General features: G+C 72.0%; 18 protein-coding genes. 12 read left to right on the plus strand and 6 right to left on the minus strand.

Going from position 1 to position 19,459, the window contains the following annotated elements:
* The first annotated feature begins 766 nt into the window (after positions 1-766).
* The 8 genes from ACZ6KY_RS02525 (at position 767) to ACZ6KY_RS02560 (ending at position 8,610) form a co-directional block, all read left to right on the plus strand.
* Positions 767-1,564 (plus strand): acetoacetate decarboxylase family protein, encoded by a 798-nt coding sequence (locus tag ACZ6KY_RS02525; RefSeq protein WP_469308506.1) that lies wholly within the window; start codon positions 767-769, stop codon positions 1,562-1,564.
* Positions 1,564-2,448: an SDR family NAD(P)-dependent oxidoreductase gene (locus ACZ6KY_RS02530; protein WP_469308437.1), complete on the plus strand. Its 885-nt coding sequence runs from the start codon at positions 1,564-1,566 to the stop codon at positions 2,446-2,448. The genes ACZ6KY_RS02525 and ACZ6KY_RS02530 overlap by 1 nt, the downstream gene beginning before the upstream one ends.
* A gap of 9 nt (positions 2,449-2,457) precedes the next feature.
* Positions 2,458-3,741, plus strand: coding sequence for an amidohydrolase family protein (locus ACZ6KY_RS02535; protein WP_469308438.1), 1,284 nt, complete (start codon positions 2,458-2,460; stop codon positions 3,739-3,741).
* A complete protein-coding gene (locus ACZ6KY_RS02540; protein WP_469308439.1) occupies positions 3,738-4,979 on the plus strand; it encodes an amidohydrolase family protein in 1,242 nt (413 codons plus the stop codon). Before ACZ6KY_RS02535 ends, ACZ6KY_RS02540 begins: the two co-directional genes overlap by 4 nt.
* A 96-nt stretch (positions 4,980-5,075) precedes the next feature.
* On the plus strand, positions 5,076-5,786 hold the full coding sequence (locus ACZ6KY_RS02545) for a VIT1/CCC1 transporter family protein (RefSeq protein WP_469308440.1): 711 nt from the start codon (positions 5,076-5,078) through the stop codon (positions 5,784-5,786).
* A gap of 142 nt (positions 5,787-5,928) precedes the next feature.
* Positions 5,929-6,858, plus strand: a complete 930-nt coding sequence (locus tag ACZ6KY_RS02550; RefSeq protein WP_469308441.1) for a sterol desaturase family protein — start codon at positions 5,929-5,931, stop codon at positions 6,856-6,858.
* Positions 6,855-7,526, plus strand: coding sequence for a lysoplasmalogenase (locus ACZ6KY_RS02555; protein WP_469308442.1), 672 nt, complete (start codon positions 6,855-6,857; stop codon positions 7,524-7,526). Before ACZ6KY_RS02550 ends, ACZ6KY_RS02555 begins: the two co-directional genes overlap by 4 nt.
* A 40-nt stretch (positions 7,527-7,566) precedes the next feature.
* A complete protein-coding gene (locus ACZ6KY_RS02560; RefSeq protein WP_469308443.1) occupies positions 7,567-8,610 on the plus strand; it encodes a zinc-dependent alcohol dehydrogenase family protein in 1,044 nt (347 codons plus the stop codon).
* Between the two features lie 87 nt (positions 8,611-8,697).
* Here the strand turns inward: ACZ6KY_RS02560 and ACZ6KY_RS02565 are convergent, their stop codons facing one another.
* From ACZ6KY_RS02565 to ACZ6KY_RS02575, 3 genes are all read right to left on the minus strand, one after another.
* Positions 8,698-9,897, minus strand: coding sequence for a CopD family protein (locus tag ACZ6KY_RS02565; RefSeq protein WP_469308444.1), 1,200 nt, complete (start codon positions 9,895-9,897; stop codon positions 8,698-8,700).
* A gap of 79 nt (positions 9,898-9,976) precedes the next feature.
* Entirely contained in the window at positions 9,977-11,398 is a 1,422-nt protein-coding gene (locus ACZ6KY_RS02570) for a CoA transferase (RefSeq protein ID WP_469308445.1), read from the minus strand.
* A 106-nt stretch (positions 11,399-11,504) separates the two neighbouring features.
* Positions 11,505-13,031, minus strand: coding sequence for a S8 family peptidase (locus ACZ6KY_RS02575; protein ID WP_469308446.1), 1,527 nt, complete (start codon positions 13,029-13,031; stop codon positions 11,505-11,507).
* 375 nt (positions 13,032-13,406) lie between these two features.
* Between ACZ6KY_RS02575 and ACZ6KY_RS02580 the strand changes: the two genes are divergently transcribed.
* From ACZ6KY_RS02580 to moaA, 3 genes are all read left to right on the plus strand, one after another.
* Positions 13,407-13,763, plus strand: a complete 357-nt coding sequence (locus ACZ6KY_RS02580) for a DUF485 domain-containing protein (protein ID WP_469308447.1) — start codon at positions 13,407-13,409, stop codon at positions 13,761-13,763.
* On the plus strand, positions 13,760-15,397 hold the full coding sequence (locus ACZ6KY_RS02585; protein ID WP_469308448.1) for a solute symporter family protein: 1,638 nt from the start codon (positions 13,760-13,762) through the stop codon (positions 15,395-15,397). The genes ACZ6KY_RS02580 and ACZ6KY_RS02585 overlap by 4 nt, the downstream gene beginning before the upstream one ends.
* 183 nt (positions 15,398-15,580) lie before the next feature.
* Complete coding sequence (gene moaA / locus ACZ6KY_RS02590; protein WP_469308449.1) at positions 15,581-16,570, plus strand: GTP 3',8-cyclase MoaA; 990 nt, start codon at positions 15,581-15,583, stop codon at positions 16,568-16,570.
* 13 nt (positions 16,571-16,583) lie between these two features.
* Here moaA and ACZ6KY_RS02595 read toward each other — a convergent pair whose 3' ends face one another.
* Positions 16,584-16,838 carry a hypothetical protein gene (locus ACZ6KY_RS02595; protein WP_469308450.1) on the minus strand — a complete coding sequence of 85 codons (255 nt, stop codon included), beginning with the start codon at positions 16,836-16,838 and terminating at the stop codon, positions 16,584-16,586.
* Between the two features lie 338 nt (positions 16,839-17,176).
* Positions 17,177-17,563, minus strand: coding sequence for a DUF3099 domain-containing protein (locus ACZ6KY_RS02600; protein ID WP_469308507.1), 387 nt, complete (start codon positions 17,561-17,563; stop codon positions 17,177-17,179).
* A gap of 243 nt (positions 17,564-17,806) precedes the next feature.
* Here ACZ6KY_RS02600 and ACZ6KY_RS02605 point away from each other — a divergent pair, with 243 nt between their 5' ends.
* Positions 17,807-18,091, plus strand: coding sequence for a GlsB/YeaQ/YmgE family stress response membrane protein (locus ACZ6KY_RS02605; protein WP_328556308.1), 285 nt, complete (start codon positions 17,807-17,809; stop codon positions 18,089-18,091).
* 78 nt (positions 18,092-18,169) lie between these two features.
* Here ACZ6KY_RS02605 and tyrS read toward each other — a convergent pair whose 3' ends face one another.
* Positions 18,170-19,438, minus strand: a complete 1,269-nt coding sequence (gene tyrS, locus ACZ6KY_RS02610; RefSeq protein ID WP_328556309.1) for a tyrosine--tRNA ligase — start codon at positions 19,436-19,438, stop codon at positions 18,170-18,172.
* Positions 19,439-19,459 lie beyond the last annotated feature (21 nt).

The following is a 19,459-nucleotide window of genomic DNA, read 5'->3' on the forward strand; positions in this document are numbered from 1 at the left end:
ATACGCGTGCCGTCGATCCGTACCGCCTCCGGTGCGCGGCCGCGGTGCGCAGCAGGGCCTCGCAGAGCGTTGAGACGGAGGTGTCGGTGGCGTGCAGCGTGGCGAAGGCCAGGGCGGCCTTCGGGTGCCGGTCGTGCCGCTCGTACGGGTGCGGGACCTCGGCGGCGCGCTTCCGTCCGACCGGATGCCGCAGTACGTCCTCGACCAGCGGCGGCGCCTCGAACCCGTCGAGTACGGCGAGGAGTTGGCGGCGCAGCGGGCGGGGAAGCGAACGGAAGCGGCGCGGTTCGAGGAGATCGGCCTCGCCGCCCGACCGGACCCGCAGCAGCCGCAGTACGTCGGTCGCCGTGTCGAGGTGCGCGGCGAGCAGCGGGCGCACGGCCGGGCGCGTGCGCCGGTCCAGCAGGAGGCTGCCGAGCGCCAGGGCCTTCGTCTCGCGGACGGGGATGTCCGCGGGCAGCCGTTCCAGTGTGGTGGGCGCGTGGGCCGGCAGCAGCTTCACATCGTCCCGGTCCCGCGGCGGCAGTGGCGTCCGCCGGGCCGGCAGTTGAAGCAGCGCCTTCACGGAGTCCTCCCGTCGATCGGTACCGAGCGCCAGCAACTTCATTGGTCCGACGGGCAGTTCGCGACGGAGCCGGGGCGCGGCGGGCTTCAGGAACGGGTCGGTGGGGTCGATCGGTCGGCGCATGGCTATGGACCTTTCGCCCGCGCGGTGCAAGCGTGCTGCGCGCCCCAGCAGGTAGCGCCTACGAAGGGCGGTACGGACATGGCACGAGTGAGGTACGGCGCACGGACCGAGGCGGAGATCGCCGCCTCGCGCGCCGCGAGCTCCAGCCTCCCCGACATCTGGTCCACCGGTGTGGTGGCCGTCTGGGAGAGCGACCCCGACGCGGTCGCGGCGGTCCTGCCGCCCCCGCTGAAGCCCACCGCACGGCCATTGGTGCGGGTGAACATCAGCAAGGTCGATCTGCCCGGATATCCGCTGGGCGCGGGCTCGTTCGCCGTCGCCGCGGCGCACGAGGACGTCGAGGGCTGGTATCCGCTCGTCATGCCGATGACCCACGAGCGGGCCCTGGTCGGCGGCCGCGAGGTCTTCGGGGAGCCCAAGAAGCTCGGCGAGGTGACGGTCGAACGCGACGGTCTCGTCGTGCGCGCCGTGCTCGCCCGGCACGGCATCGCCTTCGTCGAGGTGCGCGGCGCGGTGAGCGGGGCCCTCCCGCTGCCCGAACCCGCGCGGAAGACCGACTTCTACTTCAAGTTCCTTCCCGCGGTGGACGGTTCGGGCTTCGACGCCGACCCGGTCCTCGTGCACTGCGTGCGCAACGAGAAGGTCCGCAAACTGGAGCGCGTCACCGGGGACGTCGTCCTGCGCGAGTCGATGTACGACCCGGTCGCCGACCTTCCCGTACGGCGGCTGGTGGAGATCACCATCGGCGAGAAGACCACCGACCAGACGGGCAGGGTCGCCGAACGCGTCAGCGGCCGGGCCCTGTTGCCGTACATCCACCAGCGCTACGACGATCCGAGCCAGATCCTCGACGGGCCGCCCGAGGGGAGCGTCTGATGGAACTGCGCGCAGGGCGGGTCGCCGTCGTCACCGGCGCGGCGAGCGGCATCGGGCTCGCGATGGCACGGCGGTTCGCGGCCGACGGACTGAAGGTGGTCCTCGCCGACGTCGAGGAGGGCGCCCTGGAGAAGGCCGCCGCGGAGCTGCGCGAGGACGGCGCCGACGTCCACGCGCGCGTGGTGGACGTCGGCGAGCGCTCCGAGGTCGTCGCGCTCGCCGAGGACGTGTACGCCACGTACGGCGCGGTGCACGTCCTGTGCAACAACGCCGGTGTCGGCTCCGGCGCCGAGGGCCGGATGTGGGAGCACGACCCGAACGACTGGAAGTGGGCCTTCGCCGTCAACGTCTGGGGCGTCTTCCACGGCATCCAGGCGTTCGTGCCCCGGATGATCGCCGCGGGCGAACCGGGCCACGTCGTCAACACCTCGTCCGGCGACGGCGGGATCGCCCCGCTGCCCACCGCCTCCGTGTACGCCGTCACCAAGGCGGCCGTGGTGACGATGACCGAGTCGCTGTACGCACATCTGAAGGCGGAGCACGCACGCGTGGGCGCCTCCGTGCTGTTCCCCGGACCCCACATGCTCCGCACGGGCCTGTGGGAGTCGCACCGCAACCGGCCCGCGCGGTACGCCAAGGAGCGGCCCCGCAGGACCCCGTACCGCAGCCTCGGCCAGTGGGAGGCCGCGATGAAGGAGGCGGGCCACGACGTGCGGTTCACCCCCGTCGAACAGGTCGCCGACCTGGTCGCCGAGGGGATCCGCGAGGACCGCTTCTGGCTGCTGCCCGAGAGCGAGCACAGCGACCGGCAGATCCGGGCACGGTCGCAGTCGATGCTCGACCGGGCCGATCCGTCGTACCTGGAAAGTTTCATCCTCGACTGAGGGGGCGCGGTGACCGAACAGGACCCGTATCTGATCATCTCCTCCGACTGCCACGCCGGACTCCCCACCGAGGAGTACCGGCCCTATCTGGACCCCCGTTTCCACCGGGACTTCGACGAGTTCCTCGCGGGCCAGGGCCGGCGCCGCGAGGAGATGACGCGCCTGGGCATCCGCAACGAGGCGTTCGCGGACAAGTGGTTCCACGACAACGAGGAGGGCCTGCGCGGCGGTTGGGACACCGCGCAGCGTCTCAAGGAGCTCGACGGCGACGGGGTGGCAGCGGAGGTCGTCTTCCCCGACGCGGACGCCGTGGACAGCCGGACCGCAGCGCCCTTCGGCGTCGGCCTCGGCCTCTCCGGAGACCAGGACCCGGAACTCGGCATGGCGGGCGCGCAGGCCCACAACCGCTGGCTCGCCGACTTCGTCTCCGAACACCCCGAACGGCACTGCGGGGTGGCCCTGCTGCCGGTCACCGGCGAGACCGGGCGCGTGGTCGCCGAGGTGTACCGCGCCAAGGAGTCCGGCCTCGGCGCCCTGATGATCCCCTCCATGTGGGTCGACAAGGAGCCCTACCACGACCGCCGTTACGACCCCGTGTGGGCCGCGGCCGCCGAGTGCGCGATGCCCGTGCTCACCCACTCCGGTGCCGCGCCGCGCCACGAGTACGGCGACCATCTGGGGATCTACGTCTCCGAGGTCACCTGGTGGCCCGCGCGCCCGCTCTGGTTCCTGCTCTGGTCGGGGGCCTTCGAACGGCACCCCGGACTCCGGTTCGGCGTCGCGGAGTCGGGCTGCTGGTGGCTGCCCAACCTGCTGTGGTTCATGGACCGGCTCTATCTCGGCGCGCACGGCGGCAAGAAGCTGTCGCCCTTCGCCGAGCTGAAGCGGCCCCCGCACGAGTACCTGGACCGGCAGGTCTTCATCTGCGCGACCAACACCAAACGCCGCGAACTCGCCCAGCGTTACGAGATCGGCGTCGACAACATCCTCTGGGGCAGCGACTTCCCGCACCCCGAGGGCACCTGGCCCGACACCCGGGCGTGGCTGGCGAAGACCTTCCACGACATCCCGGTGGCGGAGACCCGCCGCATGCTCGGCCTCGCGGCGGCCGAGGCCTTCGGCTTCGACGTCGGCGAACTGGCCCCGCTCGCACGGCGGATCGGCCCCACCCCGGCCGAACTGGGGCAGCCGGAGGACCAGTCGGCGGTCGAGACGTCCTGGGCGCGTTCCCGCGAGGTGGGCCGCCACTGGCTGACGGACCACGACTTCCCCGTGCTGGGAGTGAGCCCATGACCGCCGAGGACCGCTACACCGTCATCTCCGCCGACTGCCACGCGGGCGCCGATCTCCTCGACTACAAGCCGTACTTGGAGCGCCGGTACCACGAGGACTTCGACGCCTGGGCGGCCGGTTACGTCAACCCGTACGAGGACCTGCTCGCCGACACCGCCGACCGGAACTGGAACTCCGGGCGGCGCGTCGCGGAGCTGGAGGAGGACGGCATCGTCGCGGAGGTGGTCTTCCCGAACACCATCCCGCCGTTCTTCCCGTCGGCCTCCCTGATGGCACCGGCCCCGACGGCGCAGGAGTTCGAGCGGCGCTGGGCGGGCCTGCGGGCCCACAACCGCTGGCTCGCCGACTTCTGCGCGGCGGCACCCGGCCGCCGCGCGGGCGTCTTCCAGATCCTCCTGAACGACGTCGGCGCGGCGGTCGAGGAGATCCACCGGTCAGCGGGCGCGGGCCTCAAGGGCGGCCTGCTGCTGCCCGGCACACCTCCCGGCTCGGGCCTGCCCGAGCTGTACTCGTCGGCGTACGACCCGATCTGGGCGGCCTGCGCCGAACTGGGCGTCCCGGTGAACCACCACGCGGGCTCCGCCTCGCCGCCGCTCGGGGACGAACCCGCAGCCCGCGCCGTGTACATGGTGGAGACGACCTGGTTCTCGCACCGGGCGCTGTGGCACCTGGTGTTCGGCGGCGCGTTCCGCCGCAACCCCGGCCTGAGACTGGTGCTCACCGAGCAGGGCTCGGGCTGGATCCCCGGGGTGCTCGACATGCTGGACTACTACCACGGGCGGCTGGTCGCGGCGGCGGGCAGGGCGTCGACCGCGTCGACCGCCGAGTCGAAGTTCGGTGCGGGGCTGGCCGCGACGATGGGCGAGCGCCCCTCCGAGGTCTGGCGCGACAACTGCTTCGTCGGGGCCAGTTTCATGCGCCCCCACGAGGTGCCGCTGCGCGACCGCATCGGCCTCGACAAGATCATGTGGGGCAGCGACTACCCGCACGACGAAGGCACCCATCCCTACACCCGCGAGGGCCTGCGCATCGCCTACGCGGGCCTGCCCCGCGCCGAGATCGCCGCCATGGCCGGCGGCAACGCGGCCCGCGTCTACGGCTTCGACCTGGCGTATCTCGACGAGATCGCCGCGAAGGTCGGCCCCACGGTGGCCGAGATCGCCGAACCGCTCGGTACCCCGCCCGCCGACGCGACGAGCCCGGCGTTCGCGAGAGGAGGCTCGGTGCGCGTGTGGTGAGCGCCGCCGACAGCCGGGGACTTCCCGGCCCGTGCGGACCGGGGCACCACCGGGTCGGTACGGCGGGCCCCGGCCCCGGGGTGCGATCCTCCCCGTGTGACGCAACCGACGCACGACGAGGCCCACGGCGGCACCCTCGGCTCGCGGCTGAACTGGCTGCGGGCCGCCGTCCTGGGCGCCAACGACGGCATCGTCTCCACCGCGGGCCTGGTCGTCGGCGTGGCCGGGGCCACCAGCGACCGCGCGGCGCTGTTCACCGCGGGCCTCGCGGGACTGCTCGCCGGGTCGATGTCGATGGCGGCGGGCGAGTACGTGTCCGTCTCCACCCAGCGGGACTCGGAGCTGGCGGCCCTGGCCATGGAGAAGCGGGAGCTCAGGGAACAGCCGGAGGCCGAACTGGAGGAGCTGACCGAGCTGTTGGAGCAGCGCGGCCTGTCGAGGGAGGTGGCCCGCGAGGCGGCGGGACAGCTCACCGAGCGGGACGCCCTGCGCGCCCACGCGTCCGAGGAGCTCGGCATCGACCCCGACGACCTGACCAACCCGTGGCACGCGGCATGGGCGAGCTTCCTCGCGTTCACCGCCGGAGCCCTGCTGCCGCTGCTGGCGATCGTGCTGCCGCCGGCGGCCTGGCGGCTCGGCGTCACCGTGGTCTCCGTGCTGGCCGCGCTCGCTTTCACCGGCTGGAGCAGCGCACGGCTGGGCTCGGCGGACCCACGGCGCGCGGTACTGCGGAACACGGCCGGGGGAGCGCTCGCCATGGCGGTGACGTACGCGGCCGGAGCCCTGCTCGGAGCGGCGGGCGTATGAACGTACCGGCGCGTGTGTGACCGTACGGCCGGATGCGGGACGGCCCTTGGCGGAGATCACCGAGAAGCAAGCGCGTACCGGCGGTAATACTTGTCGGTAACAGCCTCTGTACGCAGCCGACCAGCGCATCTACGGTTCACCCATGCCGAACCTGCCCGATGTCGTGTTCTTGTCGATACCCGCCTTCGTGCTCCTCGCCGTGATCGAGATGGTGAGCGTCCGGATCCATCCGGACGACGACGCCGCGGGGTACGAGACGAAGGACGCCGCGACCAGTCTCGGCATGGGACTCGGCAGCCTGTTCTTCGACTTCCTGTGGAAGATCCCGATCGTCGCGGTCTACTCGGCGGTCTACGAACTGACCCCGCTGCGGGTGCCCGTCCTGTGGTGGACGATCCCGCTGACGCTGCTCGCACAGGACTTCTTCTACTACTGGTCCCACCGCGGCCACCACGTGATCCGCGTCCTGTGGGCCTGTCACGTCGTGCACCACTCCAGCAGGAAGTTCAACCTCACCACCGCCCTGCGCCAGCCGTGGACCGGCCTCACGTCGTGGCCCTTCTACCTCCCGATGGTCGCCCTCGGGGTGCACCCGGCCGCGCTCGCGTTCTGCTCGTCGGTGAGCCTCGTCTACCAGTTCTGGATCCACACCGAGCGCATCGACAAGATGCCCCGCTGGTTCGAGTCCGCCTTCAACACGCCGTCCCACCACCGCGTCCACCACGCCTCCCAGGGCGGCTACCTGGACCGCAACTTCGGCGGCATCCTCATCGTCTGGGACCGGCTCTTCGGATCGTGGGTCGCGGAGACCGAACGGCCCGTCTACGGCCTCACCAAGAACATCACCACGTACAACCCGCTGCGCGTGGCCACCCACGAGTACTCCGCCATCGCCCGGGACGTGCGGGCGGCGGCGAACTGGCGCGAGCGCGCCGGACGGCTCCTCGGCGGCCCCGGCTGGCAGCCCGCGCCACCGGCCGCCGCAGCGCAGACCCCGGTCACGGAGCCTCCGGGGCAGGCCTCGGTCACGGAGCCGGCCACGCGGACCTCGGTCACGGAGGCCGCCGCGTGAGCCCGCGCCCCGCGCGCGTCCTGCTCGTGTGCTTCGCGCTCGCGGCGGCCGTGGATCTCCTCTCGCTGCTCGCCGGATTCGACCTCGGGCACCAGGTCGCCAAGCCGCTCCTGATGCCGCTGCTCGCCGCGTACGCGGGGGCGCGCGGCGCACCCCGGCTCCTCGTGGCGGCCCTGCTCCTCGGCTGGTGCGGCGACCTGGCGCTCATGTCCGACGCCGACCCCGCCTTCCTCGTCGGCATGGCCTCCTTCGCGGCGGGGCACGTGTGCTACATCGTGCTCTTCCGCAGAACGGCACGGGTGCGCGGCGCACGGCTCCTCGGCGCGTACGCGACCGTCCTGGTCGCCCTCGTGGTCCTCCTGTGGCCCGGTCTGCCGGCCGGCCTGCGCGTCCCCGTCGCGGGCTACAGCCTCCTGCTGACCGCGATGGCGTACGGGGCCACACGGCTCGGGCCCGTCGCGGCGCTCGGCGGCGCGCTCTTCATGCTCTCGGACACACTCATCGCCACCGGCGTCGCCGACTGGCCGCAGCTGCCGAAGGCCGCCTTCTGGATCATGCTCACGTACGTCGTGGCCCAGTTCCTGCTGGTCGAAGGTGTGCTGGGCCCCCTCGCCGCGCGACGCGCGCCCGCGGCGGCGTACGGTGAGATGCGCTCGACCACCCCCTGAGCGCATCTCGCCCACGCTCCGCACGAGAGGGACCCTCGCCATGCGCGCCACCACCATCCACGCCCCGTTCGACATGCGCGTGGAGGACGTACCCGAGCCCATGGTGCAACTGCCCACCGACGCGATCGTGCGGGTGCTGCGCTCCTGCATCTGCGGCAGCGACCTGTGGGCGTACCGCGGCGAGGCGGCCCGGCAGCCGGGCCAGCGGATCGGGCACGAGTTCCTCGGCATCGTCGAGGAGACGGGCTCCGCGGTGACCGGCGTCAGGCGCGGGGACCTGGTCGTGGCGCCCTTCATGTGGTCCGACGGCGTGTGCGAGTACTGCCGCGACGGACTCACCACGTCGTGCCGGCACGGCGGCTTCTGGGGCGCGGTCGGCTACGACGGCGGCCAGGGCGAGGCCGTACGCGTTCCCTTCGCCGACGGCACCCTCGTCCAGCTGCCCAAGGAGGCGGCCTCCGACGACCACCTGCTGTCCGCGCTGCTGACGCTCTCCGACGTCCTCGGCACAGGCCACCACGCGGCCCTCGGCGCCGGCGTCCGCAAGGGCTCGACCGTCGCCGTCGTCGGGGACGGGGCCGTCGGACTGTGCGCCGTGCTCGCCGCCAAGCGGCTCGGCGCCGAGCGGATCATCGCGCTCGGCCGCCACCAGGCGCGCACCGACATCGCCCGCCGCTTCGGCGCCACGGACGTCGTCGCCGAGCGCGGCGAGGCGGCCGTCGAGGCCGTGCGCGAGCTGACCCGGGGCCAGGGCGCGCACTGTGTCGTCGAGGCCGTCGGCACCGAGCAGTCCATGAGCACGGCCGTGAACATCACCCGCGACGGCGGAGCCATCGGCTTCGTCGGAGTGCCCCACGGCAGCGGTACGGGCCTCGACCTGGGCGTCATGTTCGACCGGAACATCGCCCTGCGCGGCGGAGTCGCCCCGGTCCGCGCGTACATCCCCGAGCTGCTGCCCGACGTCCTCGACGGGACCATCGACCCGTCGCCGGTCTTCGACATGACCATCGGACTGGAGAGCGTGCCCGAGGGCTACAAGGCGATGGACGAGCGGACCGCGCTGAAGGTCCTCGTCAGCCACTGACGCCCGGGCGGTACCCACGGGCTCGCCGTCTTTTGGCTGCCTCCTGCCGCCCCATCCGGCTGCCCGCTCCCGCCGCCCGTCCGGGGCTCACCACCGGATGGGCAGCGGGAGCGCCGTCAGCAGGCCCGACACCGCGACGACCACGGCCAGCGCCACGATCTCCGCGCGCGCGGGGGAGCAGGCGCTGAGCGGGTCCTTCGCGCGGCGCAGCCGCAGCCGCGCCCAGAGGGCCAGTACGGCGACGGCGGCCACGAGGAGCACCTTCGCGAGCAGGGTGCGCCCGTACGCCGTCGACGTCAGCTGGTCCAGGATCGTGCCGGGCGGCATCCGGCGCAGCGCGCTCCAGGTACCCGACGCGGCGATCACCGCGAACAGGACGACCGCCACGCGCGCGTAGACCCCGAACAACGCGGCACCGGCCTCGTCGGCTCCGGTGGGTCCGTCCCGCGCGGCCTCGGCGTCGTCCGCTCCGGTGGGTTCGCCCTGAGCGGCCCCCGCCTCACCTGCCGCGGCCTCATCCGTGGTGGTTCCGCACCGCGCCTCGGCCTCACCCGCTCCGGTGGGTCCGTCCCGTGCGGGCCCGGCCTCACCCACCCCGCTAGGTCCGCCCCGCGCGGCGCGCAGGACGTGCAGCAGTCGTAGGACGTGCAGCAGACCGCCCGCCCACAGGGCCGCGCACGTCAGATGAACGAGGGTGAGACCGGAGCCGATCAGTGCGTCGTGCTCCGGCGCGGGATGCGCGCGCAGCGCCTCCGCCAGGAGCACCACGGCCGGCGGCCACACCTGGGCGGCGGGCCGGAGCGAGCGGGCGCAGAGCCAGGCCACCGCGAACGCGTTGACCTCCACGAGCGCCAGCCTGCCGTCCCGCGTCCGGTACAGGCCGCCGACGTCCAGGTCGGAGAGGCGGTGCGGCAGCAGATTGCCCGTCGCCACGACGGAGGCCAGGCCCAGCGCGACGACGAACCCGGCGGCGGCCGCGGGCGCCGCCCAGCTGCGGGGCGCCCGCACCGCCGGCGCACCGGGCACCCGGCGCGCCAGCCCGGCCGCGAACAGTTCCCCCACGGGGACGCAGAGCGCGGCGAACAGCACCGCCCGCAGCAGGGCGATGCCACCCACACCGGGCGCCGGGGCCTCTCCCGTGCCGGTGAGCGCGGTGCGCGGGCCGAGCAACGGGATCAGGGCCGCGACGGCCACCAGGGCGAGGACGGCGACGGCCCGGCGGGTGGCCCGCCGCCGCGCCGCCCCGCTCGCGTCCGCCGCCTCGGCCGTCGGTCGTATCAACGCCACCCCACGATCCTCGCCAGCGGTCACAGATCCGGGCAAGTCACCGTAACCCGTGCGGTGTTCGAGGACGAGGGCGCGAGGCTCACGCCCACCGCGCGGTGTCCGTCCCCCAAGGGCCCGGCGGACGCGACCAGTTGGCGGGGCCGCCCGCGAAGGAGATCGGGGGCAGGGCGTGGCCGAGGCGGCCGAGGGGGCTGTCCCGTTCGGACAGCCAGGCGTCCGGCCGGTCGTACGGCTCTCCCGCCACGGGGCCCGGCCCCGCGCCGGACGCCTCCTCCTCTCCGACCCCGTCCGTCAGCCACATCGCGGTCCGCGCCAGCGCCAGCCGTACGACGCACCCGCGGCCGTGCTCCTCCCGCTCGGTCAGCGCGCGCAGGACGGCCGCCGCCAGCAGATACCCGGTGCCGTGGTCGAGAGCCTGCGCCGGTAGCGCGCCCGGCCGTTCCGGCGATCCCTCCCTCACGGCGATCCCGGTGGCCACCTGCACCAGGCTGTCGAAGCCCCGCCGCCCGCCCCAGGGCCCGTACGCGCCCCACGCGGACACCTGTGCCACGACGAGGCCGGGACGGCGTCCGGCCAGCGCCTCGGGGGAGAGCCCGAAGCGGTCCAGGGCGCCGGGCCGGTACCCGGTGACGACGACGTCCGCCGCCGCCAGCAACTCGTCGAAGGCGCGCCGGTCGGCCACCAGATCGAGCACCGTCGAGCGCTTCCCGAAGCCCGTGTCCGCGTGCGCGTCTGGGTCCTCGGGCAGCCGCGGCGTGTCCACGCGCAGCACGTCGGCGCCCAGCAGGGCGAGTGCGCGGGTGGCGACCGGGCCCGCGATGACCCGGGTCAGGTCCAGGACGCGCACCCCGGCGGCGGGCAGCAGCGGGCTCCCATCGGGCAGCGGGGCGAGGGTCCGCGCGCCCGCGGTGGCCGGCCCACCGCGCTCGGCAGCCCGGTCCCGCTCGATCAACGGCCGCTCCGCCAGGGCGAGAGCCTGCTCGTGCGCGGCCCATTCCTTCGCCGTGCGCAGCGCGACGGCGAGCCCACCGGCGGCGTACACCGTCTCCTCGATCTCCCGCGCGGACCGCCCGGCGAGCACCCCGGCCACGTCCTCGACGGTCGCGTCGTCCGCCGCCCCCAACGCGTGCAGCAGCCGTGCCCGGTGATGCGGATAGTTCGCGTGCGTCCGCACCCAGCCGTCCGCGGTCCGCCAGAACCGGGACAGCGGCGCGAAGCTGACCGGTGCGCGCCCGTCGATCCGCAGATGCCGTTCGCTGACGAAGGCGGTGGCGACGGCGCCGTCGTCCACGCTCACCCGCGGCACCCGCGCGAGCCCGGCCCGCCGGGCCCCCAACTCGGCGGCCGCCAGCGCGCAGGCGCCCACGCAGGCGCGCGCCAACTCGCGTACGGGCAGCCGGGCTTCCAGCGCACCCGCGCGCTTCACGGTCGAAACCCGGGGGAGCAGCGCCGGGTCTCCGCCCAGCTCCTCCCACACAACGGCCATCGGTGAATGCGTCATAGCGGCACTATGCAGCGTGGACGCGATCAACATGGAAGGCGCCCCGGCGCCGGCGCGGCCCCGGTCGCCGCACAGGACGACCGGGGCCACGGGCTTTCGGCAGGCGCTACTTGACCGCCCGCAGGGCGTTGACGATCCCGAATCCGTAGAAGCCGTTCACCTGCTTGCCGCCCACGCAGGTCGCGTCGACGACGCCGTCACCGTTCCCGTCGTACGGGTCCGTCGGGCAACCGGGGTTGTCCGCCTGGGCCTTGAGGAGGATCTGGAGCTGGGCCGGCGTCGCCCAGGGGTACTTGGACTTCAGCAGCGCGGCCACGCCGGCGACGTGCGGCGTCGCCATCGAGGTGCCCTGGAGCCAGCCGTACGTGTTGTTCGGCAGCGTCGAGAGGACGCGGCCGTTCTGCGACGGCGTGTCCGGGATCTGGTACCGGTCGCCGCCGGGCGCCGCGACGTCGATGACACCGTCGCCGTAGCTGGAGAAGTACGACTTGGCGCCCTTGACGCCGGTCGAGGCGACCGTGACGACACCGGGCAACTGGGTCGGTATGTCGAAGCACTTGTGCGGGTCGACCGTCCGCGTCGTGGCGGTCGAGTCGTCGGGGCTGGACGTGTCGGTCAGCGCGTTCGAGTCGAGGTCGTCGTTGGAGTTGCCGGCCGCGGCGATGTTCAGCGTGCCCTTCCGCTGGGCGTACAGCTGGGCCCGGTTGACGGCGTCGACGATGGCCTTCTGGTCGGGGTCGTCGACGCAGTTGTACAGCCAAGGGTCAACGTAATAGCTGTTGTTGGTGATCTCGACGCCGTGGTCGGCGGCGAACACGAAGGCGCACACGACGCTCTCCGGGTAGAACAACTGGGTGGAGTCGGGCTCGGCCACCGTGATGCCCGCGACCTTCACACCGGGCGCGACCCCCGCGACGCCGATGCCGTTGCGGGCCGCCGCTATCTCGCCCGCGACATGCGTGCCGTGGTAGTGGTCGGCGTCCACCGGGCGCCAGGCGCCGTACGTCGTGTCCGGCTTGCCGCCCACGCAGTTGGCGGACTGCGAGGCGGAGAAGTTCGGCGCGATGTCCGGGTGGGTGTCGTCGACGCCGACGTCGATCACGGCGACGGTCACCTTCTTGCTGCCCGGGTTGATCGCGGCCGCCTTGTCGGCGCCTATCGCGCGCAGGTCCCACTGATCGGCCTCAAGCGGTTCCTCGCCCGCGGCGGCGGTCTTCGCGACCTTGGCGGCCTCGGCGGCCGACAGCACCTGCACCGCGCCCTCGTCCGTCGTTCCCGCGGCGCTCAGCGCCGAGGTGCGCGTGGCACCGGCCGACTGCACTCCGGGCACCGTCCGGATCCGCCGCCCGAAGTCCGGGTTCGCGGAGTGGACGACGATCACCCCGATCTGCTCGTAGGCGATGACGACGCTGCCGCCGGCCGCGCCGATCGCCTTCTTCACCGACTCGATCGTGCGGTGGTCCGTTGGCGTGTTGACCACGTACGAGAGGTTCGGCCCGTCCGCGGTCGTCGCGGCGGGCGCGGTGAGAGGTGTGGCCGACGCGGCGCCCGGCAGGAAGCCGAGCGAGGCGGTGAGCGACAGAACGACCGGCACGGCGAGGGCGAGACGGCGTCTGGAACGCAGATGAGCCATGGGATCTCCACATCATCCGGAAAACGGAGCTGCCCGAACACGGATGGTGCTCGGGCAGGTGCATGACGGAATGGTGCAGGCCGAAGCTATCCCGCCGCCGACCGGGCCAGCAATGACTTGCGGCCGCGACTTCCGAAAGAAGCCAGGGGAGTTGAACCGGTCCACGCGTGGCGCCGTGCCCTTGGGCAGGGAGCCCGTGGACGACCGAGCCCCCCGTTTGGGTCACGGAACGGATGGGCATCGTCGCAATCCGTCACGTGATGCCCGCCGCTGTGAGGTCGACGTCCCATGTCCGCACCCGAACCGCCCCCGTCCGCCGCCCCCGACCAGCACCCGCCCACCGTCGTAACCGCACCCGCAACGCGAGGAGACACCGTGGCCACCGACGCACCACCACCCGCGAAAACCGGAGCCCCGCTCCCGTCCACCGAGGCGTTCGTCGAGATGCAGGAGAGCGCCGAATTCGGTGAACTCCGCAGCTCCCAGCGCTCCTTCGCCTTTCCGCTGACCGTCGGATTCATCCTCTGGTACCTGCTGTACGTGCTGCTCTCGAACTACGCGGACGACTTCATGGGCACCAAGCTGTTCGGCAACGTCAACGTCGCCCTGGTGCTCGGCCTCGCCCAGTTCCTCACCACGTTCCTCATCGCCTGGTGGTACTCGCGGCACGCGGCCACCCAGCTCGACCCCAAGGCCGACGCCATCAAGTCCCGGATGGAGGGCGGCGCATGAGCTCCGTACGGACGACCGCGCACACCACGATGCTGGCCGCGGGCGAGGCGAGCCAGCACCGGCCGCTGATCATCACCCTGTTCGCGGTGTTCGTCGCCGCGACCCTCGTCATCACCGTCTGGGCCGGCCGCCAGACCAAGGACGCCGCCGACTTCTACGCGGGCGGCCGCCAGTTCACCGGCTTCCAGAACGGCCTCGCCGTCTCCGGCGACTACATGTCCGCCGCGTCCTTCCTCGGCATCGCCGGCGCCATCGCCCTGTTCGGCTACGACGGCTTCCTCTACTCCATCGGCTTCCTGGTCGCCTGGCTGGTGGCCCTGCTCCTGGTCGCCGAGCCGCTGCGCAACTCCGGCCGCTACACGATGGGCGACGTCCTCGCCTACCGCCTGCGCCAGCGCCCGGTCCGTACCGCCGCCGGCACCTCCACCATCGTCGTGTCGATCTTCTACCTGCTGGCCCAGATGGCGGGCGCCGGCGTCCTCGTCTCGCTGCTCCTCGGCATCACCAGCGACGGCGGCAAGATCGGCATCGTCGCGCTCGTCGGCGTCCTGATGATCGTGTACGTCACCATCGGCGGCATGAAGGGCACCACTTGGGTGCAGATGGTCAAGGCGGTCCTGCTGATCGTCGGCGCCCTGCTGCTCACCTTCCTGGTGCTGCTGAAGTTCCACTTCAACATCTCCGACCTGCTCGGCAAGGCGGCCGAGAACAGCGGCAAGGGCTCCCCGTTCCTGGAACCCGGCCTCAAGTACGGCGCCACGTCCACCACCAAACTGGACTTCATCTCGCTCGGCATGGCCCTGGTCCTCGGCACCGCGGGCCTCCCGCACATCCTGATCCGGTTCTACACCGTGCCCACCGCCAAGACCGCGCGGAAGTCGGTCAACTGGGCGATCGGCCTCATCGGCACCTTCTACCTCATGACCCTCGCCCTCGGCTTCGGCGCCGCCGCGCTGATCAAACCGGACGAGATCATCGCCTCCAACAAGGCGGGCAACACGGCGGCGCCCCTGCTCGCCCTGCACCTCGGCGGCGTCCACTCCACCTGGGGCGCGGTCCTGCTCGCCACCATCTCCGCCGTCGCCTTCGCCACGATCCTCGCGGTCGTCGCGGGACTGACGCTCGCCTCGTCCTCCTCCTTCGCGCACGACATCTACGCGAACGTCATCAAGAAGGGGCAGGCGTCGGAGAAGCAGGAGATGGCGGCCGCCCGGTACGCGACCGTCGGCATCGGCGCCGTGTCCATCCTGCTGGGCGCCCTCTCCCGCGACCTCAACGTCGCCGGTCTGGTCGCGCTCGCCTTCGCGGTCGCCGCCTCCGCCAACCTGCCGACGATCCTCTACAGCCTGTTCTGGAAGCGGTTCACCACCCCGGGCGCGCTCTGGTCGATCTACGGAGGTCTGGTCACGGCGGTCGGCCTCGTGCTGTTCTCCCCGGTGGTCTCGGGCAAGCCCGCCTCGATGTTCCCGGACGTCGACTTCCACTGGTTCCCGCTGGAGAACCCGGGCCTCATCTCCATCCCCGTCGGCTTCCTGCTGGGCTGGCTGGGCACCGTCCTGTCCAAGGAGGAGCCGGACGCCGGCAAGTACGCCGAACTGGAGGTCCGCTCCCTGACGGGCACCGGAGCGCACTAGACACCGGCTCGGACACCGGCACGGCGCGGGCCCGCCGTAGGCCACCGGTGGATCACCACTGGTAGGTCCCTACGACGGGCCCGCGCCGCGTCTCGTGCGATCGGACCGCCGTCGTTGTCCGTCCTGTCACGTAGGCTCACAGGTGTCCGGAAAACGAGATCGGCATCGAGGGAGGGGGCCCGCGTGCTCATCGACACCTACGGCCGGGTCGCCACCGACCTGCGTGTCTCACTGACGGACCGGTGCAACCTCCGCTGCACCTACTGCATGCCCGAAGAGGGCCTGCAGTGGCTCGCCAAGCCCGATCTGCTCACGGACGACGAGATCGTCCGCCTGATAGGGATCGCGGTCACCCGCCTCGGCATCGAGGAGGTCCGCTTCACCGGCGGCGAACCCCTGCTGCGCCCCGGTCTGCCCGGCATCGTCGAGCGGGTCGCGGCTCTCGCCCCCCGCCCCCAGATGTCCCTCACGACCAACGGCATCGGCCTCAAGCGCACCGCGACCGCCCTCAAGGCCGCGGGCCTGGACCGGGTGAACGTCTCGCTGGACACCCTGCGCCCCGACGTCTTCAAGACCCTCACCCGCCGTGACCGCCACAAGGACGTCATCGAGGGCCTCGAAGCCGCCCACCACGCGGGCCTGACCCCCGTCAAGATCAACTCGGTCCTGATGCCGGGCCTGAACGCCGACGAAGCCCCGGACCTGCTGGCCTGGGCCGTGGAGCACGACTACGAACTCCGCTTCATCGAGCAGATGCCCCTGGACGCCCAGCACGGCTGGAAGCGCGACGGCATGGTCACCGCCGGCGACATCCTGGCCTCGCTGCGCACCCGCTTCGAGCTCACCGAGGAAGGCGCCGACGAGCGCGGCTCCGCACCGGCCGAGCGCTGGATCGTCGACGGCGGCCCGCAGCGCGTCGGCGTGATCGCCTCGGTCACCCGCCCGTTCTGCGCGGCCTGCGACCGCACCCGCCTCACCGCCGACGGACAGGTGCGCACCTGCCTCTTCGCCACCGAGGAGACCGATCTGCGGGCCGCGCTGCGCTCGGGCGCGCCCGACGAGGAGATAGCCCGCCTCTGGCGCCTCGCGATGTGGGGCAAGAAGGCAGGAGCGGGCCTGGACGACCCCTCGTTCGTACAGCCCGACCGCCCGATGTCGGCGATCGGCGGCTGACGCGGTCCGCCGGCTATTCCTCGCCGCGCTCGACCGGCTGGGAAGCCTCCCACGCGTCGAGCGTCACGACGTCCTTCAGGAACCCGCGCACACCGAGGAAACCCGACAGGTGCTCGCGGTGCTCCTCGCACGCGAGCCACGTCTTGCGGCGCTCGGGCGTGTGCAGCTTCGGGTTGTTCCAGACGAGCACCCACACGGCATCCGCGCGGCAGGCCTTGGCCGAGCAGACGGGGGAGGCGGGACCGGAGTCGGGGGCGTTCAGAATCACCCTGCCGACCCTAGCCGAGGCCTCGCGTCACGCGTTCCGCGCGGTGGGCCGGCCGTTCATGGATGGGGCTCCGAGGGCATACAAAGGCGACGCCGAGCAGCCACGGGGGGAGCTGCCCGGCGTCGGTCCGTCGCTCCGACGGGGGATGCGGAGCGCGTACGAAGTATGTCACGGGTAACCCGCCGCCCGGCACCGGAACAACATGATTGATCTGAGCTTTTCTTGAGCTTGTTTGCGCGGCGATATTCCGTTTTCGGAGAAACCTCCGATGCCCGGCCGAGGCTGAACCGGCCTTGCCCCGCGGCGAGTTCGGGGTCGGTTCGACCCCGGTCCGGAACTCAGCCCGGGTGGTGCGGTTCGCCCCCCAGCGGCGCCCCGGGACCGGCTTCGGCGCCCTGGGGAGACGCTTCCCCGGAGCCGTCCTGCCGGGGTGGTGTGATCATCGGACGCAGCGGGGCGGTGACGAATGTCGAGGGGAGCGAGGGCGCGTTCTCGCGTCCGGCGTTGGCGATGACCACGGCGACGTACGGGAGGAGAATCCCGAGAACCAGCGCGACGAGAGCGACAGGCCGTTCGACGTTCCACAGGGTGGCCGCCAGGATCACGGACACCGTACGCACGGACATCGAGATGACATAGCGGCGCTGCCGGCCGCGCACATCGTCGTCCAGGCTCTGCCTGGCTCCCGTGATCCGGAAGACCTGGACGTTGCTCTGCTTCCTGATCACACTCCACCACCCGCCTGCGTCGCACGCTCCCCGGTCCGTACCCGGACGAACCCGTCGAGGAAGCGGGCCCGGACTCCTTCCACGTTACGCCGCGTCTGCGCCGCCTACGAGACCGGGGGATGTCCTGAACGGGTGGACATGGTGCGTCGTAGCGCGTACGGCTCCGCCCGACATGCGCCGTATGGCGGACGGCAAGAGACTGACGGTACTGCTCACGGGGAGCGGTACAAGGAGGCGGACATGGGCTGGTTGTGGGCGATCATCGTCGGGTTCGTGCTGGGCCTGATCGCCAAGGCGATCATTCCCGGGAAGCAGCACAGCCCGCTCTGGCTGACCACCATCTTCGGGATGCTCGGCGCCATCGTGGGCAATGCCCTCGCGCGCGCCTTCGGCGTCGCGGCGACGTCCGGCATCGACTGGACCCGTCACCTGTTCCAGCTGATCGCCGCGATCGTCATCGTGGCGCTGGGCGACATGGCGTACATGGCCCTGTGGGGGAACAAGAAGGCGCAGCAGCGGGCGTGACCCCGCCCGGACGGACGAAGGGCGCGGGCCGCTTCCCGATCCGGGAAGCGGCCCGCGCCCTCGCTGTCGTCGGAACGCTCAGCCGCCCGTGACCTCGACCGCGGCCAGGCTCTTCTTGCCCCGGCGCAGCACCAGCCAGCGCCCGTGCAGCAGGTCCTCGGCCGCCGGGACCGCGTCCTCGGCGGCGACCTTGACGTTGTTCACGTACGCCCCGCCCTCCTTGACCGTGCGGCGCGCGGCGGACTTGCTGGCCACCAGGCCGACCTCGGCGAACAGGTCCACGACGAGACCCGCCTCGGCGACCTGGATGTGCGGCACCTCGGACAGGGCGGCGCTCAGCGTCCGCTCGTCGAGGTCGGACAGCTCGCCCTGACCGAAGAGCGCCTTGGACGCGGCGATCACGGCGGCCGTCTGGTCGGCGCCGTGCACCAGCGTCGTCAGCTCCTCGGCCAGCGCGCGCTGGGCGGCACGGGCCTGCGGGCGCTCCTCGGTCTGCTTCTCCAGCTCCTCCAGCTCCTCGGGGGACCTGAAGGACAGGATGCGCATGTACGTCGAGATGTCCCGGTCGTCCACGTTCAGCCAGAACTGGTAGAACGCGTACGGCGTCGTCATCTCGGGGTCGAGCCAGATGGCGCCGCCCTCGGTCTTGCCGAACTTGGTGCCGTCCGCCTTGACCATCAGCGGCGTCGCCAGCGCGTGCACATGGGCCCCGGGCTCCAGGCGGTGGATCAGGTCCAGGCCCGCCGTGAGGTTGCCCCACTGGTCGCTGCCGCCCTGCTGCAACGTGCAGCCGTAGCGTCGGTACAGCTCCAGGAAGTCCATGCCCTGCAGCAGCTGGTAGCTGAACTCCGTGTAGCTGATGCCCTCCTCGGACTCCAGGCGCCGGGCCACGGAGTCCTTGGTCAGCATCTTGTTGACGCGGAAGTGCTTGCCGATGTCCCGCAGGAACTCGATCGCCGACAGACCGGCCGTCCAGTCCAGGTTGTTCACCATGACCGCGGCGTTCTCGCCCTCGAAGGACAGGAACGGCTCGATCTGCGAACGCAGCCGTGTCACCCAGTTGGCGACCGTCTCCGGGTCGTTCAGCGTGCGCTCGGCCGTCGGGCGCGGGTCACCGATCTGACCCGTCGCGCCGCCCACCAGGGCGAGCGGCCGCAGCCCCGCCTGCTGGAGCCGGCGCATGGTGAGCACCTGCACCAGGTGACCGACGTGCAGGCTGGGCGCGGTCGGGTCGAAGCCGCAATAGAACGTGACGGGACCGTCCGCGAGCGCCTTGCGCAATGCATCTTCGTCGGTGGACAGGGAGAACAGCCCCCGCCACTTCAGCTCGTCGACGATGTCCGTCACGGTTCTCGTATCTCCTTGAGT

This window comes from Streptomyces sp. NPDC042002, from assembly GCF_055588305.1.